Below are 13,918 nucleotides of genomic sequence, written 5' to 3'. Positions count from 1 at the left end.
TCTACTTCAGGGGAACGTCCGGGACCTTGCCCGGGAGGGGGACTTCCGTGGGCACGGGAACGGGCAGCTTGGAGCTTGGTTCCAGGCCCTTCCTGACATCCTCCGTAACGGTGGCGGGCAGTGACGGCTCCGTAGCCGCGGGCTGCTGCGTGGCAGCCCCATGGCTCGGCGTGTTTCCGTGTGCCGGAACACCCGACGGCGCCGCACCGGCAGGTGCCGAAGCCGGGGCCGGTGCCGCCGGGACGGCGTCCGGGCCGCTGGTTGCCTGCGGGGCGGGCGCCGCAGGCTGTGGCGCGGGCACCTGCGGCATGTCGTGGCCGGTGGGTGCCGCAGTGGACCCTGTCACGAATGACGTGACGGCGTGGTTCAGCTGGGTGAAGGATTCCCGGAACCCCTGGTCCGAAGCAGCGGCAACGGCACCACCTGCCGCGAGCGAAGCGGCAACAGACAAGGTGGTGAGCGTGACCCGGCGCTTGGCCTTGCGGCGCGCGGCGAGTTCATCGGCCGGGCGGCCGGCCGGACGCGTGGACGGTGCCGCAGGTTCGGCGGCGGAGAGCACCGTGGTGGGGGCGGGGCCGGCAGCGGAAGTTCCCGCCATCAGGGCCGCGATTTCGGCGGAGGGCTCAGGGGCGCCTGCCCCGAGGGCGCGCAGGTTGACCAGGGCATCACGGAGCTGGCCGTCGTCGTCCACGCCGGCCTCCAGCAGGAACTGGTCAACGGTCCCGTCGTTGCGGGATCCTGCGGTGTCACTCATGGTTCGCCTGGTTTCTCTTGAGCGTTTGGGCCTTGAGGTTCTGCAGGGCGCGGCGCTGGAGCTGTTTGATGGCTCCGGCGCTCTTGCCCATGATGTCGGCCACCTGGTCGATGGACAGGTCCGCCACGACGCGCAGGGCCAGCACTTCCTGGTGTTCCGCGCTGAGGCCTTCCAGCATCGCCGCGGCCCCGGCGGTCAGTTCCACGGCCTGGTCCTCCGCGGACGGCGAGGTGCGGCCGTCCTGCTGGGGATCGTACGGTGTCAGCTGCGGCCTGCGCTCCAGCCGGCGGTAGTGGTCCACCATGCGGGCATGCGCGATGGAAAAGAGCAGGGACTTGGCGCCCGCCGAGCCGCCGGTGAGGCTGCCGATTTTGGGATAAAAGGCCAGGAAGACGTCCTGGGTGACAGCTTCGGGATCATCCAGGCCGCGGGCCTTGAGGTAGCCGTGCACCGGCCCCGCGAAGGTTCGATAGGCAGCCGCGAACAACACGGCCGGATCGGTTCCGGCCGCGTTGTCGAATATGTCGATCTCTTCCTGGACCAAAGTGTCTAGCACCAGCGGCTCCTCCATCCCGGGATCCGGCCTGCGCCCTGTCCCGGTTTCCGGTACGGACTGCCAGTCTCCGTGGCCTTCCAGCTGCCTCTTTGCAGGCCTGGCGGGGGTGCACTTCCAAAGGCGTGCGCGCCCGGCCGGCTGCCTGGACTGCGGCCGCAGCCGGAGCGGCGGCCGCAGTCCAGACTAGCCAACGTGCCTTAGCGGGTGGAAACCGACGGAGCGTGCACGGTGTCGCCGCCCACGGCGGGAACGGCAGGAACGGCAGGAACAGCGGTTGCGCCGTCGGCACCCGGGACGGCAGGAACTGCCGGAACGGCGGGAGCGGACGGAAGCTCAGGCTTCTCAGCCTCGACGGCAGCGGAGCCCTTGGCCTCGGCCGCAGCCTTGGCAGCGGCATCGGCCTTGGCCACGACGTCGGTGCAGTAGCCCTCGATGTTCGCCTCACCCTGGGCTGCGATGGACAGCGAGGAGAACGCCTTGGAGGAAGCGTCCACGCCACCGTGGGTGTAGGCGGTGCACAGGCCCAGGGCCGCAGGACCGGCGGCGTCAACGGCGGTGTTGGCTGCCGCGGAAGCAGTCGCACCGGCGGTGACCTTGTCGTCGGAGGCCGCAGCCGAACCGGAAGCCGTGGCGGAAGCATCGGCGTCGGCGGTCTTCAGGGCACCGGTCACAGCTTCGGTCGCCGTGGGCGCCGGGGCGGCCTGGGCGTCAGCCGCTGCTTCGGCTGCAAGCTTGGGGGCAGGTGCGCCGAAGAGCTCGTGGGCGGTCTGCTGGGCCTGGGTGGGAAGGACGCCCGAGACGGCGGCGGCGCCGGTTCCTCCAACTGCCAGGGTTCCTGCAGCCAGGACTCCGGCGGCGACTTTGCTGGTGGCGAGAACGGTGAACACAGACATCTAACTTCTCCAAACCTAGACAACACATCGGATCGGGTCCGCCGGGCGGACCCATCACGGACTACATCGCCTCCGGTTGCGGAAAGGTTACGGGCGCCTCGAATTTTCTTTCTCCCTGGGAACCAGGGTTGCCGCGAGGCGCTGGATATACGGGCCCACTTCCTCATCGTCCAGCACCAGAAGGTCCGCCTGGGCGCGCAGCCAGCGGGCATTGAGGGCAGTGATGTTTTCGCGTTCCAGCAGCTCTTCAAACTCGCCGTCGAGCTCCTCCATCCGGAAGACGCCGTCGGGCACGGCACCGATGCCATCGATGCCGTCCAGGTAGGCGGCAGCTGTTTCGGCGGTCAGTGCGTCGTAGGCGTCCACGGCGCGGTTGAACAGGTCCAGGTGCGCGCCTGCGCCCATTCCGGCCATCCCCTCCCGGACCAGCGTGTCCATGGTGGACCGTGCGGCCGCCATGACGGCGTATTGCGCGAACCCGCCCTCCAGGGCCTGGCAAAGGTAGAAGTCCACAAAATAGCTGCGGACGGCCACGGGAGACATGTCCTCCGTGGCCAGCAGGGCGTTGTGCATTGCATCGATGATGGCCACGTTGGCCTCCACCACCTCCTCGTCCCTGCCTTCGATGCTGCTGCTGGTCAGGACGACGGACTGCTGGCTGGTGGTCATGGCACTCCTTGCTGGGGTGGTGGTACGCCGGACGCCTTCACGCTACGGCGGCCGGGCCACGGCAGGATCGGCGGACAAATGAACGTCAAGCGAAGTTTTCGGGGCCGGCCGGGAAGGCGCCCGGCATGGGCGTGCCGCGGGGCGAACTAAGATGGATCAGATAACCACCCACCGGACCCGGCCCCGCCGTGACCTGCCGAAAGTAGCGCGTACATGCCATCCCAACCGGACGAAAGTGCGGAACTGGCAATACAGACACCCGCCATCAACGACCGCTCGCTGGCGGCCGGGCTGGCCTATGCCATGGCGAGCAGGGTCTCGGGAATATCGTTCGACGGCGGCACCGGCCTCATGCTGGGAAAGGTCCGGGGCGGTGCGGAGGTCCCTTATTCCACCACGGCCAAGCTGGTCCGGAAGGCGGGCGGCTGGAGCTGCACCGTGGGAGTGTGCAGCTGCCCGGTCCGCAAGGACTGCAAGCACGTGGCGGCCTTGCTGTTCGCGGCGGAGGACAACCCGTCCATCCGGGTGCAGCTGCTGGCGCCGTCCACCTCCACGCAGGTATCCCGCGCACCCTCGGCGGTCCTCTCCGACTGGGAACAGGCCCTCAGCCCGCTGATTTCCCAGCCCGGTTCAGCCCCTTCCACCAGCGGCGTTCCCCTGGCCCTGCAGTTCGAGATCGAGGAACCGCCGCCGCATTTCTCCTACACGGGGCGCCGGGACCCGGTGCGCGGGGTGCGGCAGCTCAAGGCGCGGCCCGTCATCATGGGGGCCAAGGGCAAGTGGATCCGCGGCGACGTTTCCTGGAACACCCTGAACTACCTGAACTTCCGGCGCGAATCCAACCAGGCGCACGTGGAATGGCTGCAGGAGTTCCTCGCCGGCCACTCCTCTACCGCCAGCCGGATGCACAACTCCGCGGGACTGTGGCTGAGCCTGAACTCCTACTCGGGGAAGAACCTGTGGAGCCTGCTGTCCGAGGCCGGGAAGATCGGGCTCGCCCTCGTCCACTCGCGCGGCGCCGGGCCGGTCCGGCTGGCCGAGGCCCCTGCCGCCGTCGGGCTTTCCCTGAGCCGGTACGGCACTCCGGTGGCGGACGCCGCTGAGGCCGGCACCACCGCCGGGACCTCCGACGGCGGGCTGGAGCTGTCACCCACCATCAGCGTGGAGGGCGCTGAGGTTGATCCGGCGTCGGTGGGCACCATCGGCCGGCCGGCGCACGGGCTGTTCTTCACATCCGGCGAGGCCGCGCTGCCCGGCGTTCCCGACCCCGACGGAACCATCACCCTGGCGCCGCTGGAGAACGGGCTCAGCGAGGAACTGCTGGCGTTCGTCACGGCCGCAAGCACCCTGCACATACCTGCCAGGGACGAGTCACGCTTCCTCACGGGCTTTTATCCAAAGCTCAAGCAGGCGGCCCGGGTGACGGCCCGCGACGAGTCGGTGGAACTGCCCGAACTGGCCGTCCCCACCCTGTCGCTGCTGGCCAATTACGGGGCGGACCACCGGGTGCGGCTGCACTGGGAGTGGCACTACAAGACCGGCAAGCTGGTCACCGCCCAACCTCTGTGGCGGCACCCCGGCGATGCGGGCTACCGCGATGACACGGCTGAGTCCCGCATCCTTGAGGGCATTGGCCGTCCGTGGGACGTGGTGCCCGCGCTGGGCGAGTCCGCCACGGGCGGCTGGGGCACTCCCCGGCTGGCCGCGTCGGCCGAACTGACGGGCCTGGACACGCTGGCCTTCACCGAGGAAGTGCTGCCGCGGCTGCGGGAGGCGCCGGACGTTGACGTGGAGACGGTGGGCGACATCGCCGACTACCGCGAGGCTGAAGAAGCCCCGGTGGTGTCCATCTCCACCAAGGCAACTGAGCAGCGCGACTGGTTCGACCTGGGCATCCAGATTTCCCTGGAAGGCCAGCCTGTTTCCTTCGCCGCCGTGTTCTCCGCCCTGGCCGCGGGACAGACCAAGATGCTGCTGCCCAGCGGCGCCTACTTCTCCCTTGACCTCCCGGAACTGCACCAGCTGCGGGCCCTGATCGAGGAAGCCAGGGCGCTGCAGGACAACAAGGATGCGCCGCTGCAGATCAGCCGGTTCCAGGCGGGGCTCTGGGATGAACTGGCACAGCTGGGAATCGTGGACGAACAGGCCGCGGCCTGGCGGTCCGCCGTGGGCGGTCTCTTGGAGGGCGGCACGGACGGGCTGCCGCTGCCCCCCACCTTGAACGCGGAGCTGCGGCCGTACCAGCTGGAGGGCTACAACTGGCTCAGCTTCCTGTACAAGCACGGGTTGGGCGGCATCCTGGCTGACGACATGGGCCTGGGCAAGACCGTGCAGGCCCTGGCCTTGATGTGCGCCGCCAAGGAGCTGGCCGCCGCGGCTGCTTCGTCCCTTGGGAATACCGACGGCGGGAACACCGACGACGGGAATACCAACGCCGGTGCTGCCGCTGCCGCTGAAAGCCGGCCCGCCGCCCTCGCGCCTTTCCTGGTGGTGGCGCCCACCAGCGTGGTGGGCAACTGGGCCCTCGAAGCGGCCCGGTTTGCGCCGGGGCTGACCGTTCGGACGGTCGGCGAGACCTTTGCCAAGAGCGGCCAGGAGGTGGCGGAGGCCCTTGACGGTGCCGACATCGTCATCACCTCCTATGCCTTGTTCCGCATCGATTACGAGGCCTACGCCTCCCGCACCTGGAACGGGCTGGTGCTTGATGAGGCGCAGTTCGTCAAGAACCACCAGTCCAAGGCGTACCAGTGTGCACGGAAGCTGCCGGCCGCGTTCAAGCTCGCCATCACGGGCACTCCGCTGGAGAACAACCTCATGGAGTTCTGGGCGCTGACCTCCATCGTGGCCCCCGGCCTGTTCTCCAGCCCCAAGCGCTTCGCGGAGTACTACCAGAAGCCGGTGGAAAAGAACGGCGACAAGGGGCAGCTGGAAAAGCTCCGCCGCCGGGTCCGCCCGCTGATGATGCGCCGAACCAAGGACCAGGTGATCAAGGACCTGCCGCCCAAGCAGGAACAGATCCTTGAAGTGGTGCTGAACCCGCGGCACCAGAAGGTGTACCAGACGCACCTGCAGCGCGAGCGGCAGAAGATCCTGGGACTGATCGAGGACGTCAACAAGAACCGGTTCACCATCTTCCAGTCGCTGACCCTGCTGCGGCAGTTGAGCCTGGACGTGTCGCTGGTGGACCCGGCGTTGTCAGCGGTGCGGTCCAGCAAGCTGGATGTGTTGTTCGAGCAGCTCGAGGACCTGGTGGCCGAGGGGCACCGCGCGCTGATCTTCAGCCAGTTCACCGGGTTCCTGGGCAAGGTCCGGGAGCGCCTGGACGAGGAAGACATCGAGTACTGCTACCTCGACGGCAGCACGCGGAACCGCGCCGACGTGGTCAGTGAGTTCAAGAACGGCAGCGCGCCGGTGTTCCTGATTTCGCTGAAGGCCGGCGGTTTTGGGCTCAACCTCACGGAGGCCGACTACGTGTTCCTGCTTGATCCGTGGTGGAACCCGGCGTCCGAGGCGCAGGCTGTTGACCGGACGCACCGGATCGGCCAGGCCCGGAACGTGATGGTGTACCGGCTGGTGGCCAAGGACACCATCGAGGAGAAGGTCATGGCGCTGAAGACCCGGAAGTCGCAGCTGTTTGCCGACGTCATGGAGGGCGATGCCCTGGCCGGCGGGGCCATCACGGCCGAGGACCTGGCGGGCCTGTTCAAGGACTAGGGCCCGTCGTTATCGACGCGCATCCTGGTTTTCGACGCGCATCTTCACTGTCGCGGTCCACATCTTGGTAGCGCCAGCGAATCCGCGCAGCGCAAGTGCGTTTCCGCGTCGACAATCGCAGCCTATGCTGGTGCCCAACGCAAACTACAACGTTGGAGAAATTGTGTCCCAGCACATGACTGCACCCCCGGCCCTCCCCCACCTGCGTCCTGACGCCTTTGCCACCCCGTACCGCGACCCGGTGTGGGACGGCCCCACAGATCCCGTCCTGGTGGCGGACCACCTGCGGGACGAATGGGTCCTCTTCTACACGCAGCGCCGCGCCACCGCTCCGGGGCTGACGGGGGTTGAATGGGTGCACGGCACCGGGATTGGCGTCGCAAGGTCGTCCGACGGCGGCGCCACCTGGCGCTACGAAGGCACCGCCGGGGGACTTATCCCGCCCGGAACGGACCTTCCGGCAACCCTCTGGGCGCCCGACGTCGTACGCATCGGCGACCGGTGGATCATGTACCTCTCGGTCCTCGGCGGCAGGCGCACCGACTGGACCGGGACGGCCGGAATCGTCCAGCTCGCCAGCCGCGACTTGGAGCACTGGGAGTACCTGGGCGCCGTGGACCTGGCCTCACCGCGGGTCATCGACGCCGCCGTGGCACGGTGCGGGGACGGCCGGTACCGGCTCTGGTACAAGGACGAAACCCGAGGCTCAAATACTTACAGCGCCGTGACGGAGACCCCGGCGGATCCAGCATCCTGGGTCCGCGAGGGCGTCGCGATCCCTGGCCGGCCGCACGAAGGGCCCAAGGTCTTCCGGCTGGGCGGCTGGTACTGGATGATCGTGGACGAATGGCGAGGCCAGGGCGTCTACCGCTCCCGCGACGCTACCGGAAACTGGACCCGGCAGGAGCACCTGGACGGGCTGATCCTCACGGCGCCGGAATCGGTGGACGGGCGGGCCGTCGTCGGACGCCACGCGGACGTGGTCTCGCTTGAGGGTGGGGACTCTGGCGACGGCGGCGCGGAGCGGGCACTGCTGGTCTACTTCACGCACCCGCACTGGAACGGCGAGGACATCGGCACCATGGCGCCGGACCCGCGCACCCGGCTGAGCCACATACGGGCCGCGATGCTTGAGGTGCGCGACGGCATCCTGGTCTGCACGGAACACTGAACACAGAAGGGCCAAACCCCGGAACTATAAGCCGGCGGCTGCCGGCACCGGTCCAAGGTTTGGCCCTGACTCGTGCGCTGGGGCGCGTGGGACACTCCGCGTGAACACTGCACCGGGCGCCGCCCCCAGCAGGCGGGCGCCCGGCAGCTTTTATGAGACGCGCTGCGGCGAGCCCAGTTCCACCGGGTCCTCGTCCGTCAGGTACGCCAGCTCGGAGTGGGCCGCGAGGTCGATGCCGCGCAGTTCGTCCTCGGGCTTGATGCGCAGGCCGATGGTCTTGTCCAGGATCTTTGCCAGGACCCAGGTGATGCCGAAGGAGTAGACCAGGACCGTGACGGTGGCGAGGGCCTGGACGCCCAGCAGTTCAACCCCGCCGCCGTAGAACAGGCCGCTGACGGCGTTGGGTGCTGCGTCGGTGGCGAAGAGGCCGATGAGCAGGGTGCCCAGGATGCCGCCCACCAGGTGGACACCGACGACGTCGAGGGAATCGTCGAAGCCGAGCCGGAACTTCAGCTCGATGGCCAGGGAGCAGACAGCCCCGGCGATGGCGCCGATGGCCACGGCGCCCAACGGGCTGACGGCACCACAGGCGGGGGTGATGGCCACGAGAGCGGAGATCAGGCCGGAGGCGGCGCCCATGCTGGTGGCGGCACCGTGGCGGACGCGCTCCACCAGGGCCCAGGCGAGCAGGCCGGCGGATGCGGCCACAGCGGTGTTGAGGAAGACCACCGACGCCGACTGGCCGGCGGAGAGGGCGGAACCGGCGTTGAAGCCGAACCAGCCCACCCACAGCAGGCCTGCGCCCACCAGGACCAGCGGCCGGCTGTGCGGCTTGGCGTGTTCCACCTTGGGCCAGCCGGAGCTCTTGCCGAGGACCAGGGCCAGGGCCAGGGCGGCCGCACCGGCGTTCATGTGGACCGCGGTGCCGCCTGCGAAGTCGATGGCCTTGATGCCGTTGGCGATCCAGCCGCCAGCCGTGCTGCCGTCCGCCGAGTCGAATGCGAACACCCAGTGCGCGATGGGGAAGTAGACCACGGTGGCCCAGATGCCTGCGAACAGCATCCAGGCGCCGAACTTCATGCGCCCGGCCGCCGCGCCGGCAACCAGTGCCGTGGTGACGCAGGCGAAGAACAGCTGGAAGGCGGCGAACAGGATGACCGGGATGGACGCTGCGTCATCCTTTGCCAGCATCTGCCCCATGCCGGGGAACTCGGTGACGTCACCGATCAGCCCCAGCCCCCCAACCGAGTTGCCGAACGCCATCGAGTACCCGAACAATGCCCAGAGCACGGCCACCAGGCTGGCGCCGCCGAAGCACATCATCATCATGTTGAGGATGCGCCGCGACCCCACCATGCCCCCGTAAAACAGGGCCAGGGCGGGGATCATCATGCAAACCAGCGCCGAGCTGGCCAAAATCCAAGCGACATTTCCCGAATCCATGGGAAACCCCTTTCAAGATGCGAAGAGAGAACGGAAAGTTGCCGTCAGAGCCGCTCCGTGGAGGGACGCGGATGGAGAGACCACGTTCAGCGGAGGGGCGGCTGTTGCCGTCTGGTTCCAACTGTATGGCGGCTGTTTCTGGGTGGGTTTCCGGCGTGTTAAATGATCGTTTCGGTCATCCGCCACCGAGTTTCAGGCGTCCCGCCGCACGCAGGAGTTGCTGCAGAAACAGCCGGCAACAGGAAGCTATTTGGCGGAAATCGCCAGGAACTGGATGGGCAGGTCCAGCAGCTCCAGCGGTCCGTGGGGGCCTTCGCCGTCCAGCAGCAGCGAGTCGCCCGCTTCCATGGCGTATTCGTAGGAGCCGTGGCCGTACACCATCCTGCCGGAGAGCATGTAGATGAACTCGGTGCCCGGGTGCTGGAAGAGGGGAAACACGTCGGAGGCGTCGGTGAGGGTGACCAGCGTGGGTTCGATGGCGTCGGTGCGCCCTTTCAGCGTGCCCAGGACACGGTATTCGTGGCCATGCTGGGTTCCGCTGCGGACGGTGAGGCTTCCCTGGCCGCTCTTGGTGAAGGTGGCGTCCCGGTCCGTGTCCGCGCCGCGGAACAGCGCGGTCACGGGAACCTTCAGCCCGTCCGCCAGCCGCTGCAAAGTGGTGAGCGAGCAGGATGTGGTGGCTGTTTCCACCCGCGAGATCATGGCTTTGGACAGGCCGGTGCGGGCGGCAAGCTCAGCGGACGACAGGCCTGCGGCCGTGCGGTAGTGCCGCACCTGCGCCGCGATGACCTGTTCCAGGCGCCCGGCTACCTCTGCAGATCCGTCGCCGGCGTGCTGGTCTTCTGCGCGGTCCCGGGCCTGTTCGGTCATGTCAGCCATCTTAGGCGGGTGGACGGACGACGGCGGCGCTAGCCGATCGCCCGTGCCTCACCCAGCAGGCCGGAGAGTGAGTCCGCCAGGGCGAGCGCGCCGGCTTCGGCGTCCCAGTCCTCCACCAGTTCGTCCGGTGAATGCGAGACGCCCGTGGGATTCCGGACGAACAGCATGGCGGTGGGCAGGTGCGCGGCCAGCACGCCGGCGTCGTGGCCGGCGCCGGTGTCCAGCACCGGCGCGGAAGGCAGCAGTTCCCGCAGCCGGTCCCGCAGCCCGCCGTCGAAATGCACTGTGGGGCTCAGGGACTCCGTGCCCAGGCTCGCCGTGCAGTTTTCCTCGGCGGCAAGGACCTGGGCGTTGAGCCCGATGGCCTCCACCAGGGCCGCGGTGACCGAGTCCTCCGGGTGCCGGACGTCGATCCACAGGTCAACGCGGGAGGCGATGACGTTGGTGCCGCCGGGAACAGGCTGCAGCCGGCCCACGGTGGCACGGGCGTCACGGTATTTGCGGGCAGTGTCCCGGATGGAAACCATCACCTTGGCCGCGGCGATCATCGGGTCCCGGCGGTCCTTCATCAGCGTGGTGCCGGCGTGGTTCCCCTCCCCCGTGATGCTCAGCTTCCAGCGGCCGTGGCCCAGGATCGACGAGCCGATGGCCACCGGCTGGTTGAGGTCGATCAGCCCCCGCCCCTGCTCGACGTGCAGCTCCACGAACATACCCAGCTGCTGCAGGGTCTTGTAGTCGGCTCCGATCAGCCGCGGGTCCTGGCCGTTTGCCGCGGCGACATCCGCATACGTGTTGCCGTCCGGGTCTTTAAGGTTGCGCGCCTTGTTGGCGTCCAGTTCCCCGGTGAGGAGCCGTGAGCCCAGGCAGGCCATGCCGAACCGTGACCCCTCCTCTTCCGGGAAGACGGCGATCGCCAGCGGCCGCCGGGGCCGCAAGTTCCGGGCCTTGAGGAGGTCGACGGCGACCAGCGCCGAGGCGACCCCCAGCGGGCCGTCGTACGCCCCGCCGCCGGGGACGGAATCGAGGTGGCTTCCGGTGGCGACGGCGTCTTTCCGCACTCCCGTTGCTGTGTCCCACCAGGCCCAGATAATCCCGTTGGCATCCGTGTGCACGTCCAGCCCGCGCCGGGCCGCCTGCTCAATGAACCAACTGCGGAGGTCCGTCTCGGCGGTGGAGAATACCGGGCGGGAGTAGCCGCCGCGGGAGGCATCCCTGCCGACGGTGGAGATGTCCTGCAGGAGGCCGGTAACAGTGGATGTGCCGGCTGCGGCGGAGGGCAGGGCCTCCGACGCCGGTGCTGTCTGGGAAATGCTCACGGTGTCCGTTCTAGGTGGTGAATGCTGTGGAAGAGGCGCTCCGGAACCGGTCCGGAACATTCCCGCTGCCGGTGGCCAGGTCCGCTGCCCACCGGCCGATCAGGGGCGCGAACTTTGCCCCGTGCCCGGAGCACGGCGAGACGACGGTGAGGTTGTCCACGCGGTCGATGAGGAAGTCCTCGTTTGGAGTGTTGGTGAACAGGCAGGTGGTTTCGGCGTACGGTTCCGGGTCCAGGCCGGGCAGGCAGCGGCGCACGTAGTCCACCACCCGTGCGCGGTTGGCCGGGTCCACCCGGCCCGTCTGGCCTGCCGCGGAAGGAATGAGCCTGCCGCCGTTGTATTCGGCGACCTTCTGGCCCGCGAACCCGGCATCCCGGCCCCCGGGCAGACCGTAGGCCTGGATGTCCGCCGCCTTGTGGATGAACGTCGGCCAGGGGCCCGCACCCGGGGCTGCGCCGCCGTCGTGGTCCCTGTACCGGAAGTGGAACGCCTGCTCCTGCCGGACGGTGATCGCCGGGAGCGCGGCCAGGAAGCCCGCCGGAAGTGACAGGGAGCCCAGCAGCTCCGGCAGCCAGCCGCCCGCGCTGACCACCACGTGGCCCGCGTCGAACGTTTCCCCGGTGGAGGAGAAGAGGCGGTAGCCGGTGCCGTCCCGCTCAATGCTCTCCAGGTGCCAGCCCGTCAGTAGCCGCGCCCCCTTCCTGAGGGCGAGGGACACCAGGGCGTTGACCGCGGTTTCGGCGTCGATCACGCCGGCGCCGGGGTGCCAGAGGACCTCCGTGTCGAAGGCGATCTGCGGCCACCGCTTCCGGGCGTCCGCGGCGGAGAGGAGTTCGTGGTCAATTCCGACGTCGGCGAGCACCTTGGCGAGCAGGTCCGGTTGCCGCCTGGACCCGTGGTCCACCGCCCCGAAAGGTGTGATCAGCTCCGTGCCGGCATCCAGGGCGAGCCTGTCCCACAGGACTTTCGAGTCCAGCACCGCCTGCGTGTAGAACGGGTCCGGGTAGGCGTAGCGGAAGATCCGGGCGGATCCGTGGGAACTGCCGTCGTGCGCGGCGGGGATGTCGCGTTCCAGCAGGGTGACCTGGTGGCCGCGGGATGCCAGTTGCCAGGCGGTGGCGGCGCCGGCCAGGCCGGCACCCACCACCACATAGTCGGAAGCCTCGGTCATCAGAAGCCCCCTTGGCCTGCCCCCGGGATCCAGCTGGTCCCGGCCAGCGGCACCCGGGCCATGGCGGCCGCCTCGATGGTCAGTGCCACCAGGTCCTCCGGTTCCAGGTTGTGCAGGTGCGACTTTCCGCAGGCCCGGGCGATGGTCTGGGCCTCCATGGTCAGGACGCGCAGGTAGTTGGCCAGGCGCTTGCCGGCAACCACCGGGTCGAGCCGGGAGGACAATTCGGGGTCCTGGGTGGTGATGCCGGCGGGGTCGCGGCCGTCCTGGAAGTCGTCGTAGAAGCCGGCGGCGGAACCCAGCGCGGAGTATTCGGCAGCGTAGCGGGGATCGTTGTCGCCCAGCGCGATCAGCGCCGCGGTGCCGATGGCCACGGCGTCGGCACCCAGGGCCATGGCCTTGGCGACGTCGGCCCCCGTCCGGATTCCGCCGGAGACGATGAGCTGGACCTTGCGGTGGACGCCGAGTTCCTGGAGGGCCTGGACGGCCTGCGGGATGGCGGCCAGGGTGGGGATGCCCACGTTCTCGATGAACACCTGCTGCGTGGCGGCGGTCCCGCCCTGCATCCCGTCCACCACCACCACATCCGCGCCGGACTTCACTGCCAGGGCGGTGTCGTAGTACGGCCGGGAGGCGCCGATCTTGACGTAGATGGGGGTTTTCCAGTCGGTGATTTCACGCAGCTCGCCGATCTTGATTTCCAGGTCGTCCGGGCCGGTCCAGTCCGGGTGGCGGCTGGCGGAGCGCTGGTCGATGCCCACCGGCAGGGTGCGCATCCCCGCGACGCGTTCGGTGATTTTCTGGCCCAGGAGCATGCCACCGCCGCCGGGCTTGGCGCCCTGGCCGAGCACGATCTCGATGGCGTCCGCCTTGCGGAGGTCGTCAGGGTTCATGCCGTACCGGGACGGCAGGTACTGGTACACCAGGTGCCTGGACTGGCCGCGCTCCTCCGGCGTCATGCCGCCGTCGCCCGTGGTGGTGGAGGTTCCCACCTCGGACGCGCCGCGGCCCAGCGCCTCCTTGGCGTTGGCGGAGAGGGCGCCAAAGCTCATGCCGGCGATGGTCACCGGGGTCTGCAGGTGCAGCGGGCGGCTGGCGTACCGGTCGCCGAGGACGACGTCGGTATCGCACTTTTCGCGGTAGCCCTCCAGCGGGTAGCGGGACATGGAGGCGCCGAGGAAGAGCAGGTCGTCAAAGTGCGGGACCTTGCGCTTGGCGCCCCAGCCGCGGATGTCGTACACGCCGGTGGCGGCCGCGCGCTGGATGTCGGCGATGGTGGCGCGGTCGAAGGTGGCGGACTCGCGCAGGCCAAGCTCAGCGATGTCAGGGGCGGGCATGGAGGTGATGGTCAC

11 protein-coding genes are annotated in these 13,918 nt (G+C 68.8%); 2 read left to right on the top strand and 9 right to left on the bottom strand.

Annotated elements, in window-relative coordinates:
• Position 1 precedes the first annotated feature (1 nt).
• The 4 genes from FB478_RS08045 to FB478_RS08030 form a co-directional block, all read right to left on the bottom strand.
• Positions 2-754 (bottom strand): hypothetical protein, encoded by a 753-nt coding sequence (locus FB478_RS08045; RefSeq protein ID WP_144600141.1) that lies wholly within the window; start codon positions 752-754, stop codon positions 2-4.
• Positions 747-1,325 (bottom strand): RNA polymerase sigma factor, encoded by a 579-nt coding sequence (locus FB478_RS08040; protein WP_056391811.1) that lies wholly within the window; start codon positions 1,323-1,325, stop codon positions 747-749. The genes FB478_RS08045 and FB478_RS08040 overlap by 8 nt, the downstream gene beginning before the upstream one ends.
• Before the next feature lie 182 nt (positions 1,326-1,507).
• Complete coding sequence (locus FB478_RS21100; RefSeq protein WP_166673106.1) at positions 1,508-2,203, bottom strand: protein tyrosine phosphatase; 696 nt, start codon at positions 2,201-2,203, stop codon at positions 1,508-1,510.
• Between the two features lie 87 nt (positions 2,204-2,290).
• Positions 2,291-2,872 carry a hypothetical protein gene (locus tag FB478_RS08030; RefSeq protein WP_261377365.1) on the bottom strand — a complete coding sequence of 194 codons (582 nt, stop codon included), beginning with the start codon at positions 2,870-2,872 and terminating at the stop codon, positions 2,291-2,293.
• 213 nt (positions 2,873-3,085) lie between these two features.
• Between FB478_RS08030 and FB478_RS08025 the strand changes: the two genes are divergently transcribed.
• Both FB478_RS08025 and FB478_RS08020 read left to right on the top strand, forming a co-directional pair.
• The gene (locus FB478_RS08025) at positions 3,086-6,586 is read left to right on the top strand and encodes a DEAD/DEAH box helicase (protein ID WP_144600140.1); all 3,501 of its coding nucleotides are present in this window, start codon (positions 3,086-3,088) and stop codon (positions 6,584-6,586) included.
• Positions 6,587-6,710: 124 nt separating this feature from the next.
• Positions 6,711-7,757 carry a family 43 glycosylhydrolase gene (locus tag FB478_RS08020; protein ID WP_144600139.1) on the top strand — a complete coding sequence of 349 codons (1,047 nt, stop codon included), beginning with the start codon at positions 6,711-6,713 and terminating at the stop codon, positions 7,755-7,757.
• A gap of 150 nt (positions 7,758-7,907) precedes the next feature.
• Here the strand turns inward: FB478_RS08020 and FB478_RS08015 are convergent, their stop codons facing one another.
• From FB478_RS08015 to FB478_RS07995, 5 genes are all read right to left on the bottom strand, one after another.
• Complete coding sequence (locus FB478_RS08015) at positions 7,908-9,200, bottom strand: ammonium transporter (RefSeq protein ID WP_018770060.1); 1,293 nt, start codon at positions 9,198-9,200, stop codon at positions 7,908-7,910.
• A gap of 246 nt (positions 9,201-9,446) precedes the next feature.
• Complete coding sequence (locus FB478_RS08010) at positions 9,447-10,070, bottom strand: XRE family transcriptional regulator (RefSeq protein ID WP_018770059.1); 624 nt, start codon at positions 10,068-10,070, stop codon at positions 9,447-9,449.
• 38 nt (positions 10,071-10,108) lie between these two features.
• Positions 10,109-11,395 (bottom strand): allantoate amidohydrolase, encoded by a 1,287-nt coding sequence (locus tag FB478_RS08005; RefSeq protein WP_144600138.1) that lies wholly within the window; start codon positions 11,393-11,395, stop codon positions 10,109-10,111.
• Positions 11,396-11,405: 10 nt separating this feature from the next.
• The gene (locus tag FB478_RS08000; protein WP_144600137.1) at positions 11,406-12,566 is read right to left on the bottom strand and encodes an FAD-dependent oxidoreductase; all 1,161 of its coding nucleotides are present in this window, start codon (positions 12,564-12,566) and stop codon (positions 11,406-11,408) included.
• On the bottom strand, positions 12,566-13,918 hold the full coding sequence (locus FB478_RS07995; protein ID WP_223992853.1) for an FMN-binding glutamate synthase family protein: 1,353 nt from the start codon (positions 13,916-13,918) through the stop codon (positions 12,566-12,568). The genes FB478_RS08000 and FB478_RS07995 overlap by 1 nt, the downstream gene beginning before the upstream one ends.

This window comes from Arthrobacter sp. AG367, from assembly GCF_007828995.1.
Classification (GTDB): Bacteria; Actinomycetota; Actinomycetes; order Actinomycetales; family Micrococcaceae; genus Arthrobacter.
Note: the sequence above shows the minus strand (reverse complement) of the source record. Positions and strands in the feature narration are given on the sequence as shown.